The organism is Patescibacteria group bacterium, from assembly GCA_041665365.1.
Lineage (GTDB): Bacteria > Patescibacteriota > Patescibacteriia > UBA9570 > UBA9570 > UBA9570.
On the sequence record JBAYIY010000005.1, the window covers coordinates 18,259 to 35,837 of the forward strand.

The 17,579-nt window shown below is 41.0% G+C and carries 15 protein-coding genes; all 15 read right to left on the reverse strand.

The window, feature by feature from the left end:
* Position 1: 1 nt before the first annotated feature.
* The 15 genes from WCV88_03055 to WCV88_03125 all read right to left on the reverse strand — a co-directional run bounded on the left by WCV88_03055 (position 2) and on the right by WCV88_03125 (position 17,554).
* A complete protein-coding gene (locus WCV88_03055) occupies positions 2–1,564 on the reverse strand; it encodes a hypothetical protein (protein ID MFA6475161.1) in 1,563 nt (520 codons plus the stop codon).
* Entirely contained in the window at positions 1,557–1,826 is a 270-nt protein-coding gene (locus tag WCV88_03060; protein ID MFA6475162.1) for a type II toxin-antitoxin system RelE/ParE family toxin, read from the reverse strand. The genes WCV88_03055 and WCV88_03060 overlap by 8 nt, the downstream gene beginning before the upstream one ends.
* A gap of 2 nt (positions 1,827–1,828) precedes the next feature.
* Complete coding sequence (locus tag WCV88_03065; GenBank protein MFA6475163.1) at positions 1,829–2,077, reverse strand: hypothetical protein; 249 nt, start codon at positions 2,075–2,077, stop codon at positions 1,829–1,831.
* Between the two features lie 51 nt (positions 2,078–2,128).
* Complete coding sequence (locus tag WCV88_03070) at positions 2,129–3,700, reverse strand: hypothetical protein (GenBank protein MFA6475164.1); 1,572 nt, start codon at positions 3,698–3,700, stop codon at positions 2,129–2,131.
* Positions 3,697–6,393, reverse strand: coding sequence for a hypothetical protein (locus tag WCV88_03075; GenBank protein MFA6475165.1), 2,697 nt, complete (start codon positions 6,391–6,393; stop codon positions 3,697–3,699). Before WCV88_03075 ends, WCV88_03070 begins: the two co-directional genes overlap by 4 nt.
* A 53-nt stretch (positions 6,394–6,446) precedes the next feature.
* On the reverse strand, positions 6,447–8,510 hold the full coding sequence (locus WCV88_03080; GenBank protein ID MFA6475166.1) for a type IV secretion system DNA-binding domain-containing protein: 2,064 nt from the start codon (positions 8,508–8,510) through the stop codon (positions 6,447–6,449).
* Positions 8,511–8,512: 2 nt separating this feature from the next.
* A complete protein-coding gene (locus WCV88_03085) occupies positions 8,513–10,000 on the reverse strand; it encodes a hypothetical protein (GenBank protein ID MFA6475167.1) in 1,488 nt (495 codons plus the stop codon).
* On the reverse strand, positions 9,984–11,078 hold the full coding sequence (locus WCV88_03090; protein MFA6475168.1) for a sigma factor-like helix-turn-helix DNA-binding protein: 1,095 nt from the start codon (positions 11,076–11,078) through the stop codon (positions 9,984–9,986). Before WCV88_03090 ends, WCV88_03085 begins: the two co-directional genes overlap by 17 nt.
* A 58-nt stretch (positions 11,079–11,136) precedes the next feature.
* Positions 11,137–12,021 carry a protein translocase subunit SecF gene (gene secF / locus WCV88_03095; protein MFA6475169.1) on the reverse strand — a complete coding sequence of 295 codons (885 nt, stop codon included), beginning with the start codon at positions 12,019–12,021 and terminating at the stop codon, positions 11,137–11,139.
* 1 nt (position 12,022) lies between these two features.
* Positions 12,023–13,663 (reverse strand): protein translocase subunit SecD, encoded by a 1,641-nt coding sequence (gene secD / locus WCV88_03100; protein ID MFA6475170.1) that lies wholly within the window; start codon positions 13,661–13,663, stop codon positions 12,023–12,025.
* Complete coding sequence (locus WCV88_03105) at positions 13,660–14,208, reverse strand: hypothetical protein (protein ID MFA6475171.1); 549 nt, start codon at positions 14,206–14,208, stop codon at positions 13,660–13,662. The genes secD and WCV88_03105 overlap by 4 nt, the downstream gene beginning before the upstream one ends.
* A gap of 3 nt (positions 14,209–14,211) precedes the next feature.
* Positions 14,212–15,603, reverse strand: coding sequence for a L,D-transpeptidase family protein (locus WCV88_03110; GenBank protein MFA6475172.1), 1,392 nt, complete (start codon positions 15,601–15,603; stop codon positions 14,212–14,214).
* Between the two features lie 24 nt (positions 15,604–15,627).
* The gene (locus WCV88_03115; protein MFA6475173.1) at positions 15,628–17,016 is read right to left on the reverse strand and encodes a L,D-transpeptidase family protein; all 1,389 of its coding nucleotides are present in this window, start codon (positions 17,014–17,016) and stop codon (positions 15,628–15,630) included.
* 2 nt (positions 17,017–17,018) lie between these two features.
* Positions 17,019–17,339: a hypothetical protein gene (locus WCV88_03120; GenBank protein MFA6475174.1), complete on the reverse strand. Its 321-nt coding sequence runs from the start codon at positions 17,337–17,339 to the stop codon at positions 17,019–17,021.
* Between the two features lie 92 nt (positions 17,340–17,431).
* The gene (locus WCV88_03125) at positions 17,432–17,554 is read right to left on the reverse strand and encodes a hypothetical protein (protein MFA6475175.1); all 123 of its coding nucleotides are present in this window, start codon (positions 17,552–17,554) and stop codon (positions 17,432–17,434) included.
* Positions 17,555–17,579: the final 25 nt, after the last annotated feature.

Below are 17,579 nucleotides of genomic sequence, written 5' to 3' on the forward strand. Positions count from 1 at the left end.
ATTAATATATTAGCTTATTGTAACACCCTTCACAATACACTGTTTCTTTTCTATCTGGTGCATAAGTGGTTTCAAACTCTACCTGACACCCTTTATTCATACATTGACGGTGCCATAAGCGACGCGGATTGCGTAATTTCATTCTATCCAAATGTCGGCACTGCGGACAAAGCTGCGGTACTGGCAAATGCCATTGCTGATAATAGGCCAGTTCATTAGCAACTAGGCGATAATTTTTCGCACAGCGCTGACAGGTTGGTAGATTATCAACCTGGTTGTCTAGCTGTTTTGTGACAGTTTCAGCCATAGGAAAATACTCCTGAGCCACTGTGTCTTGATATGGAAATGGCGACAGTGACAATGGAAAAAATTCTCCCCACTCCCCGTGTTGTGTCATACCTTGTTTAATTTGTTTTACCAAAGTATTATAATCTGTTTCCGAATAAGACTTATTTAAAATACAATATTGTTGTTTACGTAAACCAATGCAACCAAATAAATTCTGGCTGGTAAAACAATGATCACAATAAAACAAATTGGAATTCCCATCCCAACAAATATTTAAACCAAGACTGTTTTTAGTCTGTAAACTACTATGACATTCGTAAGTTAACTCATTCTCAACTCCACCAATAAATAAATCCCGACTGTCCTTTGTTTGCCGCACATCAAATACATAAGCTGTTTGCTCCTGGTCAATCACATCAAACCCATAAGTAGTTTGGTAACAATTTTTCATTAAATCACCGGAAGATTGTTCACAATTAATTTGCTCACTGGCTAAATGCGGTAACGCTATTTCTAGTTTAGCTAGTTGAGCGCGATACTGTGCAATCGTTTCATGTGTCCAATTAACCGCCGCTAAACGTGCTCGGTAGTCAGCTTCACTTAATTGTTCATTGAACCAACAAAACTTTTTATTGCGCAAATTAACACAGCCAAAACAATCGCTGCAGTTACGACACGCATATGAAAAATAACAATCCCGACAATTAACACAGCGTTGTGAAAAAAACACTTGATAACAATCACTGCACTCAACTATTTCGTAACACAATTCACAGCGATACGGCATAATAAAATCCATACAGTCACGCGAGTGAAATGGAAACATACCATACAGACAATTTTCATTATCAATGCCACCGGCTGACAAATATAAATTTTTCCCGGCTACTGCCCACGGCGCATAATCGCAATTTTCACAATTGCGAGTGGTAATGGCCATGCGCGGCACCACTAATTGTAAAGCCCGAATTTGCTCAAAAAAAGATTGACCCGGTTGATATACCCGACCAAAACTAAGTGGATCCCAAACATCAGACAACCAGCAAGTTTGACAGTATATGGTGTATGGGCTATCTGGTGCATATAATGAAATCACTGCTTTGCCACATAAGCGGCACTTATCTGCGTACAAACTCCGCTCATTCCGCCACGCCAAGCGCCGCTGTTGCCGACAATCTGGACACAAGGTTGGCTGCGGTACAGCCATACGTTGATAAAACTCCAGATCGGCTGGATAAATGGTAAATGTTTGCTGACAATTAGTGCACTTACTCATAAACGTCACGCCGATGTCCAACATCAAGAATGATTAATTTAATTGTCGAAAAAGATTCATGACTTAATTGTAAAATCACCCGATAATCACCTACCCGCAAACGATGTGTGGCTGGAGCAAAATTATGCAACGGTTTTAAAACCGATATTATATCCGGATGGGTTTTAAGCTGTTTTAGTTTGCTGACAATTCGGCTCTGTTGTACGACATGTAATTTTTTGAATCGTTTCTCAGCCCACTGACTAAAAACAAAAGTAACCATGTTTAAATGACTAAACTACTAAGACCAGATTTAGCTGATTGTTGATAACGCCGTTGCAATTTTTCAGCATTTTTATTCATGGCAAAATCTTCTAAATAATCACTAATGGTGTCATCACAACCATCAAAATACGGTAACATAACAATTCTACCTTTGCCGTGATTGGTGACAATATAGCTTTTGTCTGCAATGGCAGTAGAAATGGTTCCAATGCGTTGTTGTACTTCAGTTGTAGTAATAATACTAGTCATAGTTATATTTTATTTAATATATATTATCGTATACTATTTCATATATTTATGTCAAGCTACTATTCTTTGATAACAGTCTTCACAATACACTAACTCTTTTCTATCTGATGCATAAGTGGTTTCGAATTCGTTTTTACAACCTTTATTCATGCATTGACGATGCCACAAGGTCATTGGGTTTTGAAATTTGAATCGTTCCGCCAGACGACAGTTTGGGCACAAGTGTGGTTGGGGTAGACGCATCTTTTGATAAAAAGCTAGCTCTTGGGCAATAATCTTAAATGGGTGGGTACACTGGGTGGTTTTGGTTTCAGTTAATGGAAAATATGCTTGAGCCAAAGTTTCATTATAAGTATACATGGATAAATCTAATGGAAAAAATTCACCATACGTGTATCTCAGACCTTTGGTATCAACGTACGGCATGTCGATCATGTGTTGTTTAATTTTTTTGACTAGATCGTGGTAAGCAGATGCAGAATACTGTTTATTTAAAATACAATACTGTTTTTTTCTGACACCGACACAACCGAAGATATCGGCTGAATTTATGGCTAACAGCGCATATTCTAAATTACGACAATCCGGCCAGCTCATGATACTAAATTTCACATTGTAAACATTCTCCCCTACCCCCACACATTCATAGGCTCGCTCCACATTATTACCCCAGGATAAATAATCATAAGAGTCACGTATGGGATTAAGCCCACTTAACATAATGTATTTGCAATTTTCGGCCTGACTAACTTGATAAGCCTGATAAGTATGTCTAGAATTATCAACATAATCGCCAGACACACTGTCATTTTTTTTACCATGCATGTATTTTACTGGGTATTGCAACCAATTATTACTCGCTTCAGTTTTGAGCCGGTGTATTTCAGTATTAGATGTAAAGTCTACGCTCGCTAATTTAGCCAGGTAGGTGTCTTTATCCAGTGGCTGATTAAACCAATAATAATTTTGATTATGCAAATTAGCTGACCCAAAACAATTGGTGCAACCAACTAAATTTCGTGAAAAATATATATCACTAGAATCATTACAATCAATCGAGTAAAAGGTGCGATAACATTTTTTTATGTTACTACTCCAATAACACAATTCCGACTCGTCAACCATGTTGCAATCAAAACAATCTTTAGATTTAGTGATATTATCGCAATAATAAGAATCTTCGACATAATCAGAATGAAACACCAGATAACAATTTTTTAAATGACCCACATTCATACAGTAGTCACTATTCTCCAATGTGGGAGTGTCAGAGCATAATGCCATCAAGGGCACGCGCTGCATGAGTTGTTTAAATTGTGTAAAAAACGGTTTAGAAAAATCATAGTCAGTGCCATATGTCATCGCCTCCCACTGGTCAGACCACCAACAAGTGTTACAGTACACTGTATAAGGTTTATCTGAGGAATACATTGATAACATTGACTTACCGCATAAATCACACTGGTCTTGATACAACGACCGCATGTTATAAAAACTCAACCGCCGAATTAACCGACACTGTGGACACCACGTGGGTGGTGGCACAGCCATTTGTTTATAAAAATCTAAATCCATTTGATCAAGCACAAAGCGTTGCTGACAGCGAACACATTGTTTAATCATATATTTTTCAGCTCATTTAGTCTTTTTTTCACTCTTTCATGAACTGATTGAGCCACGGCTGATTTATCTGAATCCATAAAACAACTCTCTAGTCTGGTTAATATACTAGATTGCGTTACAGCTTCACCAGCCCCAAATACTCGTTTTCTAATGGCAAGATTAATTTCACGTATTACTATTTTTTTTAATTCTTGTGCCAGTGCTCTAACTTGATTTGGTAATAATACTAACACCGCTTTTTGAAGATTATCTATTGATCCAGGGATCAATTTCTTTACTTCAGCAGTTGTAGAGTTATGCTGAAACATTACTACACCTGACCAAAGGGCAGCTCTGTAATCTTCTTGGTAACACAGACGCAGAGACAATTGATCAATTGCCTGTTCACCCTGTTGCATGCTAATAAAACCAGGATCATTTGGAATATATTGTTCAGCTAAACGAAATAACTTTGTCTGCCAATCATGTTTGTAATTTATTATATTATCAAAATATATATTATCAAAAAGATTAGGATCATCATCTCTCATTTTTTTTAAAGTATCTCTCCACTGATCTAAAGTTGTAATTCTATCTATTTTTTTTGTTTTAGGTTGGCCTTCTTCATAAACTGTAACTTCTTGTGCTTCAAGTGGTTTGGCAAACTCAAGTAAGGCATTATACTTTGGATCAAATAATTTTTGTAATAAAACTTTCCGGTCGGCTTCGGGCATGGCTTCAATAATCGCCTCAAAATCACCCTCGCGTACTATTCTACCCCATTGTTCTACAAATTGATCAGGTGTTACGATGCGTTGTAGTACCCGATATATCGCTCCCGGTTCACCGTTTGGTCGGTAATTATAAATTGTCTCTATATATTTTTTAAATTTCTCTGATTCTGGAACATTTGGGTCATCTTCAATAAGACGTTGCCCAATAATAAACACTTTACTATCTACTTCTTTCGCCATCGCATAAAGTCTAGTTGGTTTAAGAATTTTTCGCCAAACTGCTGCCACAGTTTTTGGTTTAACCCCCTGTCTTTTTTGCCAGGCACGACGTGCTCGTTGAAACGTAGATTCATCTTTCATAGCTTGCGCCTCACGTTCTACTAATCCATCATACCATTTCAACCATTGTTCTTGAGTGATATTTGGATGCGCTTCCCATACATCTCTTAATCCAAGTTGACGATCCAGTCGATGTAGTCTTTGTTCTTTAGTCAAATCATGCTGAAATTCATCACACAGTAACGCTGTATCAGATACAGTTTCCCAAATTTGTAAGCGCATATCTTCAAATATAGGTCCAGTTAGGGTTTTTAATTTCATAGTTCCAACACGAGCCTCTTTAATTTTTTTAATCTCAGGATCATTTTGCATAACTTCAGGTAAACTATTCCAAGTAGCAAAAAATACATCTGGAGTACCAGTTTTAAGACGGTGTAGAGTTCTTTCACGTTCGGCAAAGGAGACAACTTTCAACATGGCTTCAAGATCATGGCGGATTTTGTACCCCGGCATAAACTGCATATACATACCAGCTAACAACACTGGGTGAACTGTTTGCTCAGTGGCCGCTTGTCTAAATTGAGCATCAATAGTGCGCATGGCAGCATCAGAGATGGCGGTTAATTCCGGCATGGGGGTATCAACCTCAAGTAAGGCTTCAACTCGTTTTTTAAATAGTTGTAGACCTTCATTATCTTCTGGAATGGATAAATGTAATGACCGATATAAGGCGAGATGAAACACATTACCAAATACCCCACTGCGAGCGGCGGTTGGCTCGGCATAATCATGGCCAGGGGTAACGCCGATCATTTGTAAAAACAATAATGGATTAGTAGCTTTAACTTTTTCAGCAGCATTAAGTAAGGCAATAACATCTTCAGAATCACCATGGGCAAAGTGTAGCGTGGCGCGATAATCAGCCAGTTCAGCTGGAGACATGTCGTCTCGTAATAGCTTACTGTGTTCATCAATCCAAGTAATCAGCGTTTGATAAGCCGCGTGATCCGGGGCATGTTCTAAATCATAGGCTAAAGTATCTGATCGACGCCGTAATTCATTGGGTAAAGTACGTGGTGCCCTATCACGCCTGATCTCTAATCTGGTTTGCCAATAGTCTTGATGAGTTGCACCATCTAATGGATCAATTTCTCCCACCCATTTAATAGCTTCTTTACCGGGATGAACCGGGGTAGTGAAATCTAAAATTGGAAAAGTAGGATCTTGGTCATGCACTGCCTGCATCAAACCAAATAATGAAGTGACGCGTTCGGCACCGGCTTCCCCCCTGTATAGACCAGTTTGAACAGCATCTAAAACATCAATCGTTCTAATCAGTTCCTGTAGATTATAAAATTTTGGGTTTAATTCACCAATTAAATATCCTTGTAAGGTGCGTAGTTGAGTTTGTTCAGCTGGGTTTAATGGTGCACCATTTCCTGCCGCGCGATAGAGTAATGCTGGATACGATGTATTTACAGCAAAAGCCTCTAAGCGTGTTTCAATGTCCCCCACTAATACCACTGCATCAGACTTATCCGCTACTCGTCTGGATAAACTCTCTAAGGCTCCATCGTTGGTACCAGTTCTAAAAGTAACATCTAAAACTTGCTGCGCCGACTTAGGTGGGACAGTTTTGATCTCATCTTTAACTATTTCTACACCAGTATCGGCAGGTTGCAATTTACGACCTGTATCCACAGTTCTTGCTTGTTTTCCTCTTCTCCCTCTACCTCGAGTTTCTACAGACATAATTACTCCAACAAGTCTTTCCAAGATACTTTATTGGCTGGCGCATTGATTTGCGGTGGAGTGATTGGTTTTGGTTTAACCGGTTGTGGTTGTACAGGTTTATTTGGTTGCGGTGGTACCTGTTGGGGCAATTCACCACCTCTATTTCGCCGTCGTCGGCGCCGTTTGCGTTTTTGTCCATCACCGGTTGGAGTTGGTTGAACATTCTGTGGTTTTGGTTGTTGAACCACGGGTTTTTCCAAAACAACACGTGGAGCCGTACCATTTTTTAATGCCTGTAGGGGCAATTCATGAATTGCCCCTACAGGGTGAATTGGTTCAATCTCATCATCCGGCACATCTTCGAACTCATCATCATTATCTTCATCAACAACCAGATCAACTTTCTTACTCCCCTCTCCTGCAGAAGGAGAGGGGCTGGGGGCGAGGTCTCTCAATTGATGATTAATAAAACTAATCCGTGGCCGAGTTGATGCATTATTATTTTCTACTTCATCTTCTTTAATAGCTTTTGCTAATTCGACTACTGCTGGTTTATTTGGTTTTGTTTGTTCAACTTGAATTGGCTTAGCTGGTACTTCACCGGGAATAAAATTACTGGTATCAACCTGCCCATTAGTTGCTTCGGCTTCATTGACGGTTAGCTGTACACCCTCTTTAGACATTTTAGCTGGTTTGTCATCGTCTGATAATTCAGGTTCAGCAGCGGTGATAATTTGATCCGGCCAATCCATCTCATCGTCTTTGGGTGAGGTTGTTGGAGCTATCTCGGGGTTAACATTGGGTCGATTAATTTGTACGCCACTCCAACGAATAATCCGATCTTCCACCACGGCTTGAGGGCGAGCATACCGTTCGCGTGAGACTTTAATCACTTTGTCTTTATTGTCGGTGGCACCGGTGGCTGGTGGTAAACCAATAGCTGAGAATGGTTCGGTGGCCACACCATCAACCATTAAACGCATGCAAACAGTATATTTTTTCAGATTAACAATATCGGCTGGTAAAAACTGTGGCGCGAATTCTAACTCTAACTCGGCAGCATCAGTTGCACCCACTCGAAACACAATCATTGTCCCGACGTTACCAAACACAGCGGCTTTTACCACATCACCTAATTGTTCAAAATACTGATGCGCCATGATTAAACACAAGCGATATTTTCTGGCTTCAGATAAAATTCCAGCAAAACTATCGGTGGCGAAATTTTGAAACTCATCAACATATAAATAGAAATCTTTCCGCTCCTCTTCTGGAATATCTACCCGGCTCATGGCCGCAATTTGCAATTTTGTAATCATCATGGCTCCCAGCAAGGCCGAATTTTCTTCACCAATTCTGCCTTTAGCCAGATTCATAATTAAAATCTTCTGATTGTCCATCACATCACGCATCTCGATAGTGCTCTTCGATTGTCCGACAATGTTACGAATAATCGCTGAAGCTAAAAACTGACCGACTTTGTTTTGAATTGGCGCAATCGCTTCAGTTCTAAATTTTTCTGAATAATTGGCGTATTCATCGGCCCAAAAGGTTTTCACCACTGGGTCGGTCACTTTATCAACCACTTTTTTACGATAGGCTTTATCGACCAACATGCGCATTAAACCCAACAACGTGCTGCCGGGATATTCTAATAACGCCAAAATGGTATTGGTCATAATGTACTCCATGCGTGGTCCCCAAGAATCAGCCCAGATTTTCTTGAACACACCCACTAAACCATAGGCCACTAGATGTTTATAATCTTCGCCAATACTTTCTAAAATATTAAACGCAATCGGATATTTGGTATCAGACGGATTAAAGTAGATCACATCATTAACCCGATTAGTGGGAATGAACTCTAAAATCTTTTCGGCTAAATCACCATGTGGGTCAACTACGGCTACGCCATGCCCAGCCCGAATATCACTAATAATCGCATTTTCCAACATGGTGGATTTACCCATGCCGGTCTTACCCACTAAATACATATGCCGGCGCCGATCATCCCGTTTAATACCAAATTTACGCCGTTGGTTACGGAAGTTAGTTTCGGCAAAGACGGCAATTTCGCTGGACATATTTATACAAATGGTAAATTAGATGGCGCTTCTGGTTCGACTTTAATTGCTGGAGTTGCGGGAGATGTTTGAGTTGTTGGTGTTTCCATGACGGGTTCAACCATGACGACAGGTTTAACAGTAACACCACCGCCTTTTTCTAACTGCACCGGAATGGCAGCACTAGCCTCAGCTTCATCATAGCGCAATAACGTCGGCGGTTCCACACCACGCGATTGCGCCTTAGCCACATACGGCGCTCGCACATCAATTGACGGAAAGTGAAATAAAGCCGTAATCTCTTCGGTTGATAAAATAAACCCTTCATGTTCACCTCGTTCCATGTCGCGTGACTTATATGCCCAATACATCCGGCGATAACGATTCAATACCCGATACTTTGGAAATACAAACCGCCAAGATAAACAATTTTGATCAGTCCGCGTAATTTCACCCTCAGTAAAAGAATTAATATAACGATACAAACGCAAACCGCTTAACATACCACGACGAACTTTTTTGGAATCAACCATAGCCGGTGGAGCAAAATACATAAAGCGCACTTTTGAATGAAACGGCCAACGCGAGGCTTTTTTATCAACTTCCTCAACAAATTCCTGTTCTGGTTTAGTCATACGCTGTCTTTCTTCTAAACGAGTATCATCGTGTGTTTCGGCCGCCGCTGATTCACCGCCAAACAGAGCCTGATTAGTCATTTGCAGTGTTGATATGACAGTAGATTGAACGTGATCCATAATATCCGGGCCAGCATGGCCAGATTTGCCTGGCTCAACTAGATTCATGATGGTTTCTTGTGCCCGGATTTTAAGTTTACCAAGATCGGCTGGTTGAATCATAATTTGATACCACAATTTTTCACCGGGTTGCAAGCGACTCATAAATTCCAAAAGGTTGGCAAATGGATCAACCGCCTTCTGCGCTAAACTATGTTCAAACGCCGGATAAGGTTTAATCGGTAAAACATCGTCACCTTCCAAACGCATCTCTGATCCCCATCCGGTCACTTTACGAGAATTAATCATTTCTAATGAGATATCTTTCGTATAATCTTCGACTTCAGACATGATGGCATCGGGGTAATGAGAATAAAATGCCGCCTGCACCATTTCTTTATAATATTTTGGAGCACGTACATAATAAGTAATATAGCCACCATCACTGACAATTTCGAAAGAGTATTGCTCTTGTACAAAACCCAACCACCAAGTTTCGTACCAATCGGGTTGGTTATAAATACCATGCAGTTGTACAAAAATCTGTTCTACTGCCTTCATACTCTGCTCATTGTTCAGCGGCACTTCAATGCGATACATGACATGTTTGGTATGGTGTTTAAACTTTTCTTGAATCCAAAACAACCAACCGGTAAAGGCCATTTTTATCATGATCGGTATAAAAATCAATGCCCCACCATGACCAAGCAAAAACCATAACGCTTGAAACGGGTTATTGCCGTACTCTTTTAAAATATATTCAAGCAGCGGGGGCATACACAACAGTATAACGACCGTCTGGTAATTTACTAAATAATCGACGATTAGTGAGGGCTAAATGAATGGTATTTTTTTTCACAATCCGTTGTTCCAATACGGCTGTGACAAGTTGATCGCGTGTTAATGGACCACGCTCGGTTAAGATTTTTTTCACAATATCAGCTACGGCGCCTTTTTCGTAACCCCACTCCTTAAGAGCATAAATGCCACGACCCACTAACACATACTGGCTATTTAAAATTAATTCATTATGCACCGTGGGTGGATGGGCTTCTTTTTTAAAAACTTCGGTAATTTGCTGAGCAATGTCGACAAAATGCATCGGTTTACTTACTTTTTTCAAAATTAAATAGATTTTATCATTCATGCGTTTTGGTACCACGCTCCCCCACGCCCGTAAACCGTATTCATCAAATGGATTATGATCGATCGCATCACTCACTTCCAATAAAGCGATAATAGTTTTTTCAGTTAATCTTGCATCAGGTGGAATTAGGTTCATAATACCAGCTACATTGAGAGGGATATTGGCCGTACCAATAGTGCGCACTAACAAATCGAGCGACTCGGTAATAAACTTGATGTCAGCGGTCTTAATGCGCCAACTTTTCATAAAAGTTTTGTCCGGACCGACTGACATTACCCGTGCACTGAGCAATTCAGTCAAAATAAACACTAAAGCCGCCTCCAGTTCGACCGTACTTTTTTCCAATAAAACCTCACTTAATAAATGGCTCTCTTGCATGATACCCCCGTGCTCTTCCAAGGTGGTTAGAATAACATGCTCAATCGGTTTTAAAACTACTTGTAAACTTGGATGTAATTTAATTTTACTCACAGCTAGGTTTTCGATCTGACGAATCCGTTCCCGAGTCACGGTATATGATACTCCGATCGCTTCTAGGGTTTCTTTTGGTACACCATTTAATCCGTAACGCCGCTGTAACACATCAGCTTCTTTATCATTTAATTTGGCTAAAAGTACACGAACAACATCACCAGGTTCAAACTCCTGTTTTTCTTGATCCTCTTTGCTCGCAATAATGCGATCAAGAATAGAAACTCCCATATCCATAATAAGCGGAGTATATCACTTTCTTTACAATCTGTCAAATCTATGGCCTGACCTGATATTATTTTTTATTGAGTAATCTTTGCCAGATTAAAAGTGATGGGCTGGCGATAAAGATTGAAGAATAGGTACCAACTCCAACACCAATTATTAAAGCTAAGATGAAATAGCGAATACTCTCTCCCCCGAAAAGTAACAAGACAGCCAATACAATAATGACTGTCGTTGAGGTGTTTAATGACCGCATTAATGTCTGTTCAATACTATGTCCAATTATTTCAGCAAAAGTACTCCGAGCAGACCGATGTAAGTTTTCCCGAATTCTATCAAAGACTACAATGGTGTCATGAACGGAGAAACCCAAGATGGTCAATAAAGCCGTGATAAACATGACGTTTATTTCGACACCATAATATTTACCTAACACCACAAACACACCCAGCGGGATCGTAATATCATGTAACAAAGCAATGACTGTAGATAAACCATACGCCCAAGATGGCACCGGACCGTTAGACACTGAGCGGAAAGCCCAGGCGATGTAGATAACAATGGCTACCACTACCAGGATAATAGCCGTAATGGCTTTTTGCCTTAATTCTTGGCCGATCGTTGGACCGATTGATTCAAAACTGTCTTCAACCGCCCCTGTGCCTAAAGCCGCCAACACGGCCACCCGCTGATCATCACTCATGAATTGAGTTTTTAAAATATAACTATCGTCATTAACCGGTTCCACTTGCACCTCACCCAAATTTAATGCGGCGACCTGACTTGAAACCGTTTCTGGACTAGGACGTTGTGTGGTGTATTTAACTTGTAATAAAGTACCACCGGTGAAATCAATGCCCAAATTGAAGCCGAAGATAATAATTAAAACGATACTACCACCCACCATCAAACCAGAGATGGTATACCAGACTAAACGTAAGCGTAAAATACCCATATTATTTTTTAGAAGATAACACTTTTAATAATGTCCGCGTCACCGTGATAGCGGTAAACATACTCAAAACAATACCAATGGCTAAGGTGACAGCAAAACCTTTAATCACTGAGGTACCAAACCAAATTAGAATCACACAAGTAATTAATGATGAGACATTAGAATCGCGAATTGATAACCAAGCCCGTTTAAAACCATCGTCAATGGCACTTTGTTTATCTTTACCGCGTTTTAATTCTTCTTTCATTCTTTCAAAGATTAAAATATTGGCATCAACCGCCATACCTAATGACAAAATAAACCCGGCAATACCTGAAAGCGTTAAAGTAATCGGCCAAAGTTTAAATATGGCTAAGAGCACTAAACCATACACCGTCAAAGCACAGATTGCCAGTATACCTGGATACCGGTAATAACCAACCATAAATACTGCCAAACAGATCATAGCTAATAGGCCAGCTAAAACACTACGCTCTAAGGCCTCTATACCCAAACTAGGGCCAATGTTGCGCTGATTAACTAATGTAATTGGTACTGGTAGAGCCCCTTCATTTAAACGGCGGGCTAAGGTTTTAGCTTCATCTAATGTGAAATTTCCTTCAATGGTAGCTTGACCACCACTAATCGCTTCGTTCACCACTGGCGTACTGATAGCGCTACCATCTAAATAAATCGCAATCGTTTTACCAACATTATCTCCGGTAATTTTTTCAAATAATTTTGAACCTTCATCGTTAAACTGCAAAGCTACCAGTGGCACTGATGTGGTTTGGTCAAATTGGACTGACGCTTTTTTTAATTGTTTACCGGTTAATTCAGTATCATCATACTGTGGACCAAACACACTAATATCTAAGGGATACTTTTTATATTCAATAGTACTTATTTTCACAGCTTCGATGGTGGCGGCACCTTCCGGAGCTGTTGTACTGATACCATTTAAAACATCTAGCACACCGGTTTGTTTATCTTCCACTTTTAATATTACATAGGCATCACTTTTATCGATCAAATTCGGTATCACAGCCCCACTGTTTGCTGAAAACGCAGTATCGGCTAAGGCTGGATCAATTTGCACACGAGAGACATAACCTAAAGCCGTATAATTATCAGGCGCTAACGTAGCAAAATCTTCCCCCGCTTTGGCTTTATCCAATGTGCCTTGCGCTTGGGTTTGTGTTTGGACATTAAGGCCATCTAAGAAATTTTTTTGATCAGCGCTGAGCGTTTGATCAGTGGACTCAGTTTTAAATTGTAACGATGGCGTTTCACCAATTTGTTTTATGGCGGCATTGATGTCGGTGATACCGGGTAATTCCACCAACACCCGCCAGTGTTCGCCCGACCGGCTACTTTGTACCACTGGCTCAGATACACCAAAAGCATTAACGCGCCGTTCAATCACATCACGTAAACCAGCTAAAGCATCGGCTTCTTCACCGGCTGCGACGCGAGACAAATCGGCTTCATATACTAAAGCCGTACCACCTTGTAAATCAAGACCTAACTGCACTTTTAATTCACGCACCATTTTGCCTTGCCAGGTGATATCCGGACCATTCGGGTAATCCACTACCGCGGCCACCACCGCCAAAGCCATAATACCACCAAACAAGCACCAAAGTTTCCGACGCACTGTCATAAGCGTTTACGATAGATATAATAACCGGCTGATAAAATAAGTAGCACACCAATCACTCCTCCTACCACCCACGGCCAGTATTTTACGGCATTAGTGTCATCCAGTACAATCGGTTTATTCCGTTCTTGCGTAACAGCATCACTAGTATAACTCCCATCAGCTTTAATATTGATAGTATGATAACTGCGATTTTTATCACCCGCTTCCAGCGCTGTGGCTAAACCTGTCACTGAATATTGAGCGACGGCAGCTTGTTGATAACTTTGTAGGATAGTTTGATCGGTCAGATTAGCCACCCGCGGATAACCTTCCGGCAATTGATAAAATGTGGCATCAACTGAGGCTTGCTCACGAAATGGCGTTAAACTACACCGATTACCCTGACAAGTGTAAATCGTAGCATCATTGGCTAAAGTAAAAACATAATTATATCGCGTTTGTTGTTCATCGGATTGGCCATCATGCAACAATACCACATCTGATGGCTGCGGTAGAGACACAGCTTGAGCCATTAGTGGAAATAATAAAGTTAAAAACCAAATCATAACTTATGGAACATTTATTACAACATCGCCCACTTGACCCCAATTATACAACCATTCGGCATTGGTCGCATCAATGTTAATACAACCATGACTCATTTTGTGACCAAAGTTGTGATGCCAGTAGGCATAGTGTAGGTGAAATGGTCCAGAAAAACGTAGGTTCCATTTGACGTTCTTTAAATCATAGTTATCAGGATTGTTTGTACCATAATTCCAGGTATAATCTTTCATGAATATTTTTTCTTGCACAGCAAATTGACCAAGCGGTGTGGGATATTTATCAATCCCGGTGGAAACATAAAACTCTCGGACTAATTCACCATATTCGTAGACGCGCGTTTTTTGTTCGGATATATCAGTTTCAATATAGCGAATTAAATCCGCTCGGCCTTGGGCGCGATTCTTGCCCGGGACGGTTACGACGTCAATCTTACCATCGCCAGTCACATCACCCAGTGCCAGGTTTAAGCCACCGCGAAAATCTGCTGGGTAAGCAAAAAAACTTTTACTGGTGTTCGCTCCATACCCTTCAAAAAAAATAACTTGTGGGCCACCACTTTGCCGAGGCGTAACCGCTACTTCAGCCATACCATCATGATCAATGTCACCCGCGGCTACATTAGTACCACTATATAATCCGGAAAAAGCTTTCCAGTTCCCTAATATGTCACCGTTATTTTTATAAACTTTCACCCAATCTTCACCGGCTGAATAAATTGACATGACCAGTTCATCATCTTTACCACCATCCACATTGGCGGTTGTTATAGCGACACCACCAACATTGTCACTGGCAAAAGGATGAAACTCAGTCCCCAAAAAACGACCTTTACGCGAAAACACGCGCACATCCGCAGCACCCCCTGGGCCGGCCGCGACCGCTATTTCAGAAATGCCATCGCCGTTATAATCACCCACGGTAACATCACAGCCACCGCGAAAATTAGAAGCAAACGCAAAAAAACCTGGGCCAAATACACTTTTGCCCGCAGCATCAAACACCCGCACCTGTGGCCCACCGCCAGCACCAACTCCGGTGATAATCTCCGCTTTACCATCGTGGTTCAAATCACCGGTGGCAACTTTTACACCAGTGCGTAAAGACTGATCGTAAGCAAACCACTGTGATACTAACGTACCGTCACCTTCAAACACTTGCACCATTGGGCCACCGTCCCGGCCGGCTCCAACCACAATTTCATCAACTCCATCGCCATCCACATCACCCACTGCTACATCAAGACCACCATCAAAACTACCATTGAGGGCGTTAAAACTAGTAGTTTGATTAAAAGATTTATCAAATACTCGTACCTCGGGTGCCATACTATCGTAGGCCAAGGTCAGCACTGGAAAACACAAACTAAGTGTTATTACTAGACCATATTTATGCATGGCGCTAGTGTAGCAGGTTCAGTCTTATTGTTCAATAACCGCAAGGTCGCCCACATTCATCCAACCATAGAGCCACTCGGCATTGGTATAAGAAATGTTCACACAACCATGGCTCATAGGATGACCAAAATTATTATGCCAGTAGGCACCGTGTAAATAATAATGAGGTCTAAACTCAAGATTATATAAGGTATTTGGTAGATAAAAACCAGGACCAGAATATAACTTACTATAGATTTTTCTTAGAATATGATACTCCCCTGGCGGTGTGCCCATACCCGGGACACCGGACGAGATTAAAAAACTATTCACCAAATAACCCTGTTCGTATGCATACATTCTTTGTTCACTTAAATCTACGCGCACATATTTAGCCACATCAGTGCGACCATCTGGTTTTAGTTTACCAGGCAAGGTGACGATGCGATCTTGGTAGACTGCTATATTCACGCCACTGTGAAAATCTTCTTCATAGGCAAAGAAACCAGGATTGATATCTTTACCATTGGCCTCATACATTTTTACTTGTGGACCGCCCTTACCATGTACACCTACCACTATTTCAACTTTACCATCATTATCAATGTCACTGGCCGCGACATTCACGCCACCTCTAAACCCTTCACCGAAAACTTTAAATTCGTTAACGATAGTTTGTTGGGCATCGTAGTTATAAATTTTAACCCAAGCATCGCCATCTTGTTGAATAGTAGTGATCACTTCGGCGGCTGGATCGTTATCGACATTACCAACAGCGACACTGACACCACCCTGGTTGTCATTGGCAAACGGATGAAACTCATATGTTTTTTGTTTACCGGTCGCTGAGAAAACACGCACGGTTGGTGCCATTTTTTCTCCACTGCCCACTACGATGTCAGCTTTACCGTCGGCATCAACATCTCCCACGGCGACATTGACTCCGCCATTGTAAGATTGATCGAAGGCGAAGAAGCCTACTGTTTGATCCACCCGACCACTGCCATCGAACACGCGAATATGTGGACCACCACCAACTTTTGGCCCAGTGATAATTTCGGTTCGACCATCTCCATCCACATCACCAGCGGCTACATTCACCCCTGCTAGCATGTTGGTATCGTACGCGTAGAACTGATTAATAAATGAACCATCTAATCGAAAGGTTCTAACTTGCGGCCCGCCTCCTAAACCGGCCGCCGTAATTATTTCTGGTATGCCATCTGTTCCTAGATCAGCGATCGCTATTGTACCGCCGCCCGTAAAGGCTTGATCGTAAGCAAAAAAATGAGTAGTTTGGTTGTACTGTCCATTACTATTCGAAAACACCCGTACTTCCGGTGCTCGCAAATATGTGGCCGCCTGAACATTGGTGGCGACAGTTGTTCCAATCAGAAGGCAAAATAAACTCACTATTATGTAGTGTGTCTTCATAATCAATTCATATTTAAACTACCCTCAACCACTGTGTATTGAGACTTAGTTAATTCAGCTATAACTTCTGCTAGTGAAGAACCACTAAATTTCAGATCTTTAAAACCTTGCAAAGCCTCATTTTCGACAACTGCTCCGTATGTAGGTGTAATATCGACAGACATCGAACCGGTACCGACATCTTTTGTCATTACCACGGCAAACTTGACCGGTTGATCGCTCCCTGGAATATTCACATCTATCGTACCACTACGAGTTTGTTCAGGAATAGAACCGCGTTCATTATTACGGTGCCTCCAAAAATCAGGCTTTAATTCTGTCATATTTTGCTTGTGTTTTAACTACCGTTTTTTATTTTTGAACTAACTCAAAATCACTATAAACAAAGTATAGCAAAAAAAATGACCTTCGTCAACTAGCTGACAAAATAGACGATCACTCCAACCAAGAAAACCAACGCCACAGCTCCGCCAAAACCTAAGACGATCATCATGGTGGTACTTAGACCAGACCGATTATTGCGCAAATATTTACTCATACATTTTTGTTTAGTGACTGCTTAA